Consider the following 9,612-nt stretch of genomic DNA (forward strand, 5'->3'; position numbering starts at 1 on the left):
ACCCCTTACATGGTGAAAAAAGAAAAATTTTCTCTATCCTAGCCTGTGGTTTTATAGCTCCACGCCAAGGGGCGAGAAATCAGGTCAGCACCTAGCCACTGCGGAGGATCACTCGCTGATTTTGGCGGGCGACAAGGGAGAGGGTGAGCGGGCCAGCGGTATAAACCGAGGTGGGAGTGACTGCACTAATATCAACCGTCCCTTGGTGATCCTTGAGGTCAAGGACAAATTTCACCAGTTCAATTTGGCGAAACGAGCCAACAGTGCCAGTGACCGGATCTGGGAGCACACCGGAGGCGATCGCCCGTTGATTACTTACCGTAAATAACTGATCCAAACGTTGCAAAATCTGCTCATCGGTCATCTGGCTGGGATCCAAAGAGATGGTGGCCAGATTCTCACCCTCGCGGAAGACCTGCTGATTGCGCGCCACTTGGGGCACCACAAGAATATTGCTTTCCCCCTGTAGATAATTGGCCGCTGCTAGAATGCGCACCACATAGGGCTGACCATCACTAATTTGGCTGCGCAGGCGGCGCACATCTTCGGTGGTGATTTGAATCACCTGATCCGTTGGCTTGAGGTCCTGGGGACTATTGAGAACGATGGCATTCCGTCGCGCTTCCCGCAGGAGTTCCTCAATGACTTGGGTGGCTTGAGCCGGATCTTTGACATTTTGAATCACTGCAGAGGCCAAAACTTGCCCCGTGCGAATGGCGATCGTCCCCCGCCGTAGTCCCAAAAGCAGGATGCTCACGTTTTCTTCAAGGCGTTGGCGACTGGCCTCAAGGGCAGCAATTTCCTGCTGAAGACTACGCTGTTGATTCCGTAACACCTGCTGCTGCTGATTGGCCACAGCCAGTTGATCCTGAATGCGCTCAATCTCTGCTTGGAGGCGATCCTTTTGGGCTTCAACTTCGGCAAGGCGTTGTTGAGCTGTGCGAATGGCGGTTTCTAGGGCTACTTTTTGCCCAGCCACATCCTCGAGGCGACTTTGGATGGCTTGTCGCTCCCGTTGCAGGCGCTGGATTTCCTGCCGCAGGCGTGCCCCTTGGGCTTCAAAGTTCTCGAGGTTTTTTTGGGCTTGGGTGTAGCGGTCTTGGAGTTGCTTGAGTTCTGCTTCTGTAAGGGTTTGACGATTGACGGCCTGCTCTAGCACTTGGTTCGTTTGACTGAGGCGTTGGCGAATATTGGCCAGTTCAATTTGCGATTGTGCCAGTTCCGCTTCAATTTTGTCCTTTTGGGCACGGGTTTCCGCTAGTTCCTGTTCGGCAGCCGCTTGTTGACGGCGAATCGTATCAATGCGCAGGACGCCATCGCGCAATTCACGACTGAGGGCAAAGAGGATGGCCAAAGTGGAGGCAGAAATTAAGCTCCCCGTGAGAATGGTGATCAAAACAGCGGTCTGTCGGGGCCGCAAATTAAACCAACTCAATCGAGCCTTGCCCACTTTTGAGCCCAGGCGATCGCCCACTGTGGCGATCGCGCCCCCAAGAATAATCACCGCCAAGACGAGAACATACCCAGCCATATTTCGGGTACTGCTGCCACTCCCCAACTATACTTTTTACAGTATGTGCCGATGCTGACCCCTATAACGGTTTGGGCAAACCACTTTGACTGCAATCAAGCGATGCCAAAAATTGCTACTTGGAATGTCAACTCAATTCGCACCCGCCTTGACCAGGTGTGCCAGTGGTTGGATAGTACTGGGGCGGACTATCTCTGTCTTCAGGAAACCAAAGTCACAGATGCTGAATTCCCGCGGCAGCCCTTTTTGGATCGTGGATATCAAGTTTATTGTAGTGGCCAAAAGGCCTACAATGGGGTGGCCATTCTCAGTCGTCAGCCCCTTGTGGGGGTAGAGGCAGGCTTTGCCCCCCAATTACCCAGCCACAGTGAGTTGGATACACAAAAACGAATCATTCGCGCCCAATTGGCCCCTGATGTGATCTTAGTGAATGTTTATATTCCCAACGGCGGCGAGTACGACAGTGAGAAATACCACTACAAGCTGCACTGGCTGAAAACTCTGTATATCTATCTCGAGCAACTCACCGCCCAAAGGGAGGTGATTCTCTGTGGCGATTTTAATATTGCCCCTGAAGATAAGGACCTCTTTGATGCTAGCGATCGCGCCACCAAAGTGGGGGCCACCGATGCTGAACGCAACCTTCTGGCAGCCATTCGCGATCTCGGCTTCCATGATGCCTTTCGCCACTTTACTGAAGCGCCAGGGCACTACTCTTGGTGGGATTATCGGGCAGGTGCCTTTCGCCGCAATCATGGCTGGCGCATTGATCACCTCTACATTACCCCCGGTGTCAAAGCCCGTGCCTGCAACTGTCACATCGATATTGCCCCTCGGCGCTTACCCAAGCCCAGTGACCATGCACCCGTGATCCTAGAGATTGAATAGGGGCTGTACGGTGGGCAGCCACCCCGTCAAATCCTGTACCCCTTGGCCATAGGTGAGATCAAAGGTCAGCGGCGTAATACTAATCAAATTTTGGGCAATGGCTTCCACATCCGTGGGCGCTTGATTGGGGTCTTGGGGATATTCTTCGACCACCTCACCTGCAAGCCAATAGTAGGTTTTGCCGCGAGGGTCAATGCGCTTTTGGAAAAGGTCATGGTAGCGCCGAATCCCCTGCCGGGTAATAACAACCCCAGCAATTTCACTGGCGGGCAAAGCAGGCACGTTGACATTGAGGAGCATTTTGGGAGGAAGGGGGTCGGTTTCCAGTGCTTTGAGGAGACGATTGGCAAACTCAGCGGCCGGCTGAAAGTCATGAACCGTGAAACTGGCGAGGCTGATGGCAATACTGGGAATGCCCTCAATCACCCCCTCCATAGCAGCAGACACTGTGCCGGAGTAGAGAATATCTGTGCCGAGGTTGGAGCCTTGGTTAATCCCAGAAACGACAAAATCGGGAGGTTCCTCTAGGAGAGCACCCAGGGCTAACTTCACACAGTCGGAGGGGGTACCAGAGCAGGCCCAGGCCTTAATCCTGGGGTGAAAGAGATCCCTCACGACTTCTGCGCGAATCGGATCAAACACCGTGAGGCTATGCCCTGTAGCAGAGCGTTCGCGATCCGGACACACGACCACCACTTCATGGCCAGCGATCGCCAGTGTATCTGCCAACGCCCGAATACCGGGGGCAAAGACCCCATCATCATTGGCAACAAGTAACCGCATTTCTCGCCCCCTGAATCCTGAAGTATTGGCCAAACATTACAGTTGATTGCAAATTGCAGCACACTCCCTGAGAAATGTTAACCTCTAAAAGGGTTAAGTGGCGCACTCCGTGGCCCACCCTGCCAAACAGTTTGGACGCACCATTCCTGACAAGACCGCTTTTAGGGATTGACAGGATCGATGGGGCGCTTACTGAACCATCAGTTGAAGGAGAACACTGTGTCTGTGCATCAAAGTCATCCATTCCTCCGTGAAGACCTCAGTGAATACGTTGCCCATTTGCAACTGCACATGGCACTTCAAGCGCGCAATTTGGTGCCCGCCCTGAAACACGCCGGCGACAGCCGTGAGCAACTTCTCCATCAAACCCAAGCTAACTTCGAGAAGCACGTCTCCCGTCAAAGCTATATTGGCTAAAGCACTTTTCCTCTGTGTTCAAAAATCAACAGCTACGCTCCCTAAGCAGCAGTGATCTTGCTGCTTTTTGCGTTTGTTGGTGTGTTGGGGGAGTCGCTTCTGCCACCACTTTGAGGCACACTTGCAACAGAGTACACTAGGGGCGATATTGCTATTTGTAACACTCTTGCCAGCGTTCTCAGGAGGTTTTATGGCCCGGACAGAGTCCACAATGCTTGCCCTTGGTACCGTTGCTCCCGATTTTCAACTGCCCGATGTGGTGAGCGGGCAAACCATTTCCCTCAGCACCTTTGCCGATAAGAAAGCCCTACTGGTGATGTTTATTTGTCGCCACTGTCCCTATGTAAAGCATGTCCAAGAGGAACTGGCGAAGCTGGGGCGCGACTACAAAGAGACAGGCCTAGGAATTGTGGCTATTAGTGCCAATGACGCTGCCAACTATCCCGATGATGCTCCAGAGTCCCTGAGGGCGATGGCCACGGAGCTAGGGTTTACATTTCCCCTTTGCTACGACGAGAGCCAAGAAACGGCCAAGGCCTACACCGCAGCCTGTACACCGGATTTCTTCCTCTTTGATAGCGATCGCAAGCTTGTGTATCGCGGACAACTTGATGACAGCCGTCCCCAGAATGGCCTACCGGTGACTGGAAAAGACTTGCGGGCAGCCATTGATGCCGTGTTAGCCGGTCAAACCCCCAGCGAGGATCAAAAACCAAGTCTCGGCTGTAATATCAAGTGGAAACCGGGGAATGAACCGGCCTATTACAGCTAATCCTGGAAAGGGAAAGAGAGGGGCACTTTTATTGCCGCTTTGCAGTCGTTGGCCTATGTTATATCAATGCCAATGGGTTTGGCCGTGTTGACGCGATTGTTTTTAGGTGTGAGCAGTGAATAACCAACTTTTTTTGCCAGTGCAAATGCAGTCAATGGGGGCTGCCCTGAAAACGGTAAAAGTGGCAATAGCAACGGTGGCGATCGCCCTCGGTCCTTTGAGTCCCAGCCGTGGCCAAGCAGCCCCCACCCCTCCTGTCAACACACCCGCTGAGACGCCAGCATCGCCAACATTACCATCGGCAGAGCCTGTGCCTGAAAGCCCGCCAGCGGCACCCCCCATCCCGCCGTCTGTGAGTCAGCCCCCCGCTGATGAACCCCAAGTGCTGATTGCTGAAGTGGTGGTTGAAGGAGCCACTCCTGAACTGGAGCAATTGGTCTATCAAGTCATTAGCACTCGACCGGGCAGTACCACCACCCGCACGCAACTCCAACAGGATACCAACGCCATCTTTGCTACGGGCTTTTTTGCTGATGTCAATGCCGTCCCCAGCGATACCCCCCTCGGTGTGCGGATTACGTTTATCGTGCGCCCTTATCCGGTACTGCGAGCTGTTCAAGTAGCGGGCAACCAAGTCCTCCCCCAGGAGAAAGTTCAGGAAATCTTTGCGCCGCAAATTGGCCGCACCCTTAATCTCCGGGAGCTACAGGCTGGAATTGAAAAAATTAACACCTTCTATAGGGATAAGGGCTATATTTTGGGTCAAGTCGTTGGCACCCCCCAAATCGATCCCGATGGTGTGGTGACGTTGCAGGTAGCTGAGGGGGTGGTTGAACAGGTCACCTATCGCTTTCTAAATAAAGAAGGGGAGCCCACGAAACAACGTACCCGCGACTTTGTAATTAGCCGGGAAATGGACACCCAACCCGGGGTAGTCCTTAACCAAAAGACAGTGCAGGCAGACTTGCGACGCCTCTTTGAACTGGGACTTTTTGAGGATGTGCAAGTTGCCCTTGAACCCGGCCAGGATCCCCGCAAGGTGAACTTGATTCTCAATATCAAAGAGCGCAATACGGGCAGTGTCTCTGCGGGGGCGGGCTATAGCTCGGCCGCAGGTCTATTTGGAACCGTAGCATTCCAGCAAAACAACCTCTTTGGCCGCAACTGGAAATTTAGTGCGGAAGCCCAAGGGGGGACTGAAGGGGAATTTCTCTTTGACGTTAGCTTCACCGATCCGTGGATTAAAGGGGATCCCTACCGCACCTCCTACACAGTCAGTGCCTTCAACCGCCTGACGGTTCCCTATACCTTCAGTAATGGCCCAATTGATGTTCGTTTGGCCAATGGGGATTCTCCGCGGATTAACCGCTTGGGTACTGCGGTCTTTTTTACCCGTCCCTTTACCAAGAATCGCGATCAGGTGCGTACCGCTTGGACCGGTTCCCTTGGCTTGCAATATCAACGCGTCACATCCCTAGACGGCGGTTTTACTCGCTTTAATACCGATGCCTTAGGCAACTGTTTAACCTTTCCAGACAACGGCGTCTGTCGTGGCTTCAATGATCTGTTTACGGTACAAGCGGCGATTCTGCGGGACTTGCGCAATGATCCCCTGCGTCCCACCAGTGGCCAAGTGATCCGCCTAGGTGTGGATCAGTCGCTTCCCATTGGTGCGGGTAGCATCTTGATGAGTCGGGTGCGGGGTAGCTATAGCTTCTATATCCCAGTGAAGTTTCTGCGCATTGAGGGGCCGCAAACCTTTGCCTTCAATATTCAAGCGGGGAACATTTTTGGCGATTTGCCCCCCTATGAATCCTTTACCTTAGGGGGTGCTAACTCGGTGCGCGGTTGGGAAGAGGGGGCGATCGGTTCTGGACGTGCCTTTGTGCAGGGGACCGTGGAGTATCGCTTTCCCATTTTCAATATTGTGGGTGGGGCGCTGTTTGTTGATGGCGCCAGTTTGCTCGGTACCCAAAGCAGCGTACCCGGCCAGCCGGGGATTGTGCGCGGCAAGCCGGGAGAGGGTTTAGGTTATGGAGCAGGGCTGCGGGTAAATACGCCTTTGGGGAATATCCGCATTGACTTTGGCTGGAATAATGAAGGGCGTAGTGTCTTCAGCTTTGGTATTGGTGAACGCTTCTAGGAGAAAGATCGATGAGCGCAGCCTCTGGACCGACAGCATTGGCGGCAACAACTCAACAGACCCTTGCTGGCACTGCCCAATGGTCAGGGGTGGGCTTGCATTCAGGCCAGTGGGTTGCGCTCACCCTTCAGCCGGCATCCGCCAATACCGGACGCCAGTTTGTACGCCTTGATTTGGAGGGGCAGCCCGTCATTCCTGCTCAGATTGAGGCTGTGAAGTCCACTCAGTTGGCAACGGAGTTGGTGGCCAAGGGCGCTAGTGTGCGTACAGTTGAACATCTATTGGCGGCGCTGGCGATCGCCGGCATTGATAATGTCACGATTCAGATCACAGGTCCTGAGGTGCCCGTGCTCGATGGCTCGGCACAACCTTGGCTAGAAGGCATTCAGAGGGTAGGTGTTGTCCCTCAGGAGGCCCCTCGGCCAGCAGTCCTCTTAAAGGAACCTGTCACCATTTACGAAGGAGACGCCTTTGTCAGTGCTATTCCTGCTCCTGAGCTGCGCCTCACCTATGGCATTGACTTTTCCTATGGGGCGATTGGTCGGCAGTGGTGTAGTTTTACGCCCTCAGAACTAGCAGCGGAGGTCGCTCCCGCTCGCACCTTTGGTTTTGCTGAACAAGTGGACTATCTGCGCAGCCAAGGTCTGATTCAAGGGGGCAGTTTAGAGAATGCCCTTGTGTGCAGTGCCAGTGGTTGGATCAACCCGCCGTTACGCTTTGCCGATGAACCTGTTCGCCACAAGTTACTCGATCTCTGGGGAGATTTAGCCCTCCTTGGGACACCCCCGATCGCCCATTATGTGGCCTATCGCGCCAGTCATCATCTGCATACCCAATTGGCCCGGGCGATCGCCCACCAGAGGGTTTAGGGGCAGCCATTCTCCCCTATGATTTGGTTATATCTTTAATTTGCAGCCGACACCGATCCCTATGCCAACGTTGACTGATTCCCCACCAACCACTGTGCTGACGGTCACTGAGCTACAGCAGTTGCTCCCCCACCGCTACCCCTTTTTGCTGGTGGATCGGATCATTGACTACGTGCCAGAAAAGTATGCTGTGGGGCTGAAAAACGTCACAATCAACGAACCCTTTTTTCAAGGGCACTTTCCGGGTCGCCCCATCATGCCGGGGGTGCTCATTGTGGAAGCCCTTGCCCAAGTGGGCGGGGTTGTGCTGATGCAGATGAACTGGGCAAAGGATAAACTTTCTGTGTTTGCGGGCATTGATAAGGTGCGCTTTCGCCGTCCAGTCGTCCCCGGAGATCAGTTGATTCTGCGGGCAGAGCTTCTTGTTGTCAAACAACAGCGCATCGGCAAAATGCAAGGACGGGCTGAGGTGAACGGTCAATTGGTCTGTGAGGGCGAGATGATGTTCTCGCTGGTGGACTAGTCACAATCAATGATGCAAACACTGATCCATCCTACTGCTGTCATTCATCCCAGTGCTGAACTGCATCCCACAGTTCGAGTCGGTCCTTATGCTGTGATTGGTGAACAGGTGCGCGTCGGCGCCCATACGGAAATTGGTGCCCATGTGATTATTGAAGGGCCAACGGAGGTGGGGGTAGGCAATCGTATCTTTCCGGGAGCGATCATCGGCACTGCCTCTCAGGATCAAAAATATACGGGTGCCAATAGTGCCCTGCGCATTGGTGATTACAACACGATTCGCGAGTTCGTGACCATTAACCGCGCCAATGGTGAAGGGGATGCCACAATTATTGGTAACCACAATCTACTCCTGGCCTATGTTCATGTAGCCCATGATTGCGTGATTGAGGATCAGGTGGTGATTACGAATGCCGCCTCGATCGCTGGCCATGTTTGCATTGAATCAAAGGCGCGCATTGGGGGTATGGTGGGTATTCACCAGTTTGTCCATATTGGTCGCTTGGCGATGGTGGGAGCCATGGCACGGGTGGATCGGGATGTGCCTCCCTATATGCTGGTGGAAGGTCATCCGGCACGGGTTCGTGCTCTCAATCAGGTGGGACTGCGGCGGGCAGGTGTTACAGAGGCAGAAATGCGCGACCTCAAGGAAGCCTTTCGCATTCTTTATCGCCGGGAGTTGCCCCTTGCCCAGGCGATCGCCCAATTGGCAACCCTACCCCCTTCTGAGCATTTAGAGCATCTGCAGCGCTTTTTAACCTATGCCCGCGAAGAGGGACGGCGGGGCTTAACCCCCGGTGGTCGGGCAACGACGGATTAAGTCTCTAGTTGCCACTTGCTCAATGCCATGCCTGCTGTTGTGCTTGTCCATCCCCAAATTCCCCCCAATACCGGTAATATTGCCCGCACCTGTGCTGCCACCCAGACACCGCTGCACCTGATTGAACCCTTAGGGTTTGAACTCAGCGATCGCTACCTCAAGCGCGCCGGTCTAGACTATTGGCCCTACGTCACCTTGTACTGCCACCCCGACTGGGCAACATTTCTGAAAACAGCCCACCGCCACGGCCGCTTAATTGCCTTTGAACCTGCCGCCCAGCAGATTTACTGGGACTTCACCTTCACTGAGAGCGATTGGCTGGTCTTCGGCAGTGAACCCGATGGTATTCCTGCTGATGTTTTAGCCAGCTGCGATGCCTTCCTCAAAATTCCCATGTGGCAGCCTGCTGTCCGCAGTCTGAACCTCTCGGCATCGGTGGCGATCGCCCTCATGGAAGTTTACCGCCAACTCTATTCCTCAACTGCTTGATGACTACCATATCAAAGCGCGCATCTCGTTCCTGATCCTCGCCCTTCCCTTTCGGGTGTAGTTTACGGTTGTACTGAGGCGACGACTAGACTTCTACGATTGAATAGGGAAGGGATATTACCGCCATAAATATAACGTCCACGGGTCAGGCAATGACGGCTCTGACCTAGGTTGCAGGGGAGGATTTTATTGATGAAATCCTGTGGCCTGTAGAGACAATTCTCAACGGGCCAAAAACGGGGCAAAGGAGCACGGGCTTGCCGTTGATTAGATGGCTGAGTTGGCTGAGTTGTGAAAGTGGAGAGAGCGAATATGAATACCTTATCTTCCAGTTCAGTTGCCACCAAACCCCCACCCACTAACGAACGACGCCGCATT

10 protein-coding genes are annotated in these 9,612 nt (G+C 53.8%); 8 read left to right on the forward strand and 2 right to left on the reverse strand.

The window, feature by feature from the left end:
- Window positions 1-91 precede the first annotated feature (91 nt).
- Window positions 92-1,531, reverse strand: a complete 1,440-nt coding sequence (locus tag IGQ16_RS00730) for a DUF3084 domain-containing protein (RefSeq protein WP_297059858.1) — start codon at window positions 1,529-1,531, stop codon at window positions 92-94.
- Window positions 1,532-1,633: 102 nt separating this feature from the next.
- Between IGQ16_RS00730 and xth the strand changes: the two genes are divergently transcribed.
- Window positions 1,634-2,419, forward strand: a complete 786-nt coding sequence (xth, locus tag IGQ16_RS00735) for an exodeoxyribonuclease III (RefSeq protein WP_297059860.1) — start codon at window positions 1,634-1,636, stop codon at window positions 2,417-2,419.
- Here xth and surE read toward each other — a convergent pair.
- Window positions 2,405-3,202 (reverse strand): 5'/3'-nucleotidase SurE, encoded by a 798-nt coding sequence (surE, locus tag IGQ16_RS00740; RefSeq protein WP_024124827.1) that lies wholly within the window; start codon window positions 3,200-3,202, stop codon window positions 2,405-2,407. The two genes, xth and surE, sit on opposite strands and share 15 nt — an antisense overlap.
- Window positions 3,203-3,382: 180 nt before the next feature.
- Between surE and IGQ16_RS00745 the strand changes: the two genes are divergently transcribed.
- The 7 genes from IGQ16_RS00745 (at window position 3,383) to IGQ16_RS00775 (ending at window position 9,234) form a co-directional block, all read left to right on the forward strand.
- Window positions 3,383-3,619, forward strand: a complete 237-nt coding sequence (locus IGQ16_RS00745) for a hypothetical protein (protein WP_157869668.1) — start codon at window positions 3,383-3,385, stop codon at window positions 3,617-3,619.
- A gap of 190 nt (window positions 3,620-3,809) precedes the next feature.
- Window positions 3,810-4,391 carry a thioredoxin family protein gene (locus IGQ16_RS00750; RefSeq protein WP_041429096.1) on the forward strand — a complete coding sequence of 194 codons (582 nt, stop codon included), beginning with the start codon at window positions 3,810-3,812 and terminating at the stop codon, window positions 4,389-4,391.
- A 115-nt stretch (window positions 4,392-4,506) separates the two neighbouring features.
- Entirely contained in the window at window positions 4,507-6,534 is a 2,028-nt protein-coding gene (locus tag IGQ16_RS00755; RefSeq protein ID WP_041429097.1) for a BamA/TamA family outer membrane protein, read from the forward strand.
- An 11-nt stretch (window positions 6,535-6,545) separates the two neighbouring features.
- Window positions 6,546-7,403, forward strand: a complete 858-nt coding sequence (gene lpxC, locus IGQ16_RS00760; RefSeq protein WP_297059864.1) for a UDP-3-O-acyl-N-acetylglucosamine deacetylase — start codon at window positions 6,546-6,548, stop codon at window positions 7,401-7,403.
- 61 nt (window positions 7,404-7,464) lie between these two features.
- Window positions 7,465-7,926 carry a 3-hydroxyacyl-ACP dehydratase FabZ gene (fabZ, locus tag IGQ16_RS00765; RefSeq protein WP_011057628.1) on the forward strand — a complete coding sequence of 154 codons (462 nt, stop codon included), beginning with the start codon at window positions 7,465-7,467 and terminating at the stop codon, window positions 7,924-7,926.
- 12 nt (window positions 7,927-7,938) lie between these two features.
- Window positions 7,939-8,745: an acyl-ACP--UDP-N-acetylglucosamine O-acyltransferase gene (gene lpxA, locus IGQ16_RS00770; protein WP_041429611.1), complete on the forward strand. Its 807-nt coding sequence runs from the start codon at window positions 7,939-7,941 to the stop codon at window positions 8,743-8,745.
- A gap of 27 nt (window positions 8,746-8,772) precedes the next feature.
- On the forward strand, window positions 8,773-9,234 hold the full coding sequence (locus IGQ16_RS00775) for a tRNA (cytidine(34)-2'-O)-methyltransferase (RefSeq protein WP_041429098.1): 462 nt from the start codon (window positions 8,773-8,775) through the stop codon (window positions 9,232-9,234).
- The last annotated feature ends 378 nt before the right edge of the window (window positions 9,235-9,612 follow it).

This window comes from Thermosynechococcus sp. M3746_W2019_013, assembly GCF_015296045.1.
Taxonomy (GTDB): domain Bacteria; phylum Cyanobacteriota; class Cyanobacteriia; order Thermosynechococcales; family Thermosynechococcaceae; genus Thermosynechococcus.

Coding starts and splice junctions, on each gene's coding strand:
- IGQ16_RS00730 (WP_297059858.1), bottom strand. CDS start 1,531: ATGGCTGGGTATGTTCTCGTCTTGGCGGTGATTATTCTTGGGGGCGCG.
- xth (WP_297059860.1), top strand. CDS start 1,634: ATGCCAAAAATTGCTACTTGGAATGTCAACTCAATTCGCACCCGCCTT.
- surE (WP_024124827.1), bottom strand. CDS start 3,202: ATGCGGTTACTTGTTGCCAATGATGATGGGGTCTTTGCCCCCGGTATT.
- IGQ16_RS00745 (WP_157869668.1), top strand. CDS start 3,383: ATGGGGCGCTTACTGAACCATCAGTTGAAGGAGAACACTGTGTCTGTG.
- IGQ16_RS00750 (WP_041429096.1), top strand. CDS start 3,810: ATGGCCCGGACAGAGTCCACAATGCTTGCCCTTGGTACCGTTGCTCCC.
- lpxC (WP_297059864.1), top strand. CDS start 6,546: ATGAGCGCAGCCTCTGGACCGACAGCATTGGCGGCAACAACTCAACAG.
- fabZ (WP_011057628.1), top strand. CDS start 7,465: ATGCCAACGTTGACTGATTCCCCACCAACCACTGTGCTGACGGTCACT.
- lpxA (WP_041429611.1), top strand. CDS start 7,939: ATGCAAACACTGATCCATCCTACTGCTGTCATTCATCCCAGTGCTGAA.
- IGQ16_RS00775 (WP_041429098.1), top strand. CDS start 8,773: ATGCCTGCTGTTGTGCTTGTCCATCCCCAAATTCCCCCCAATACCGGT.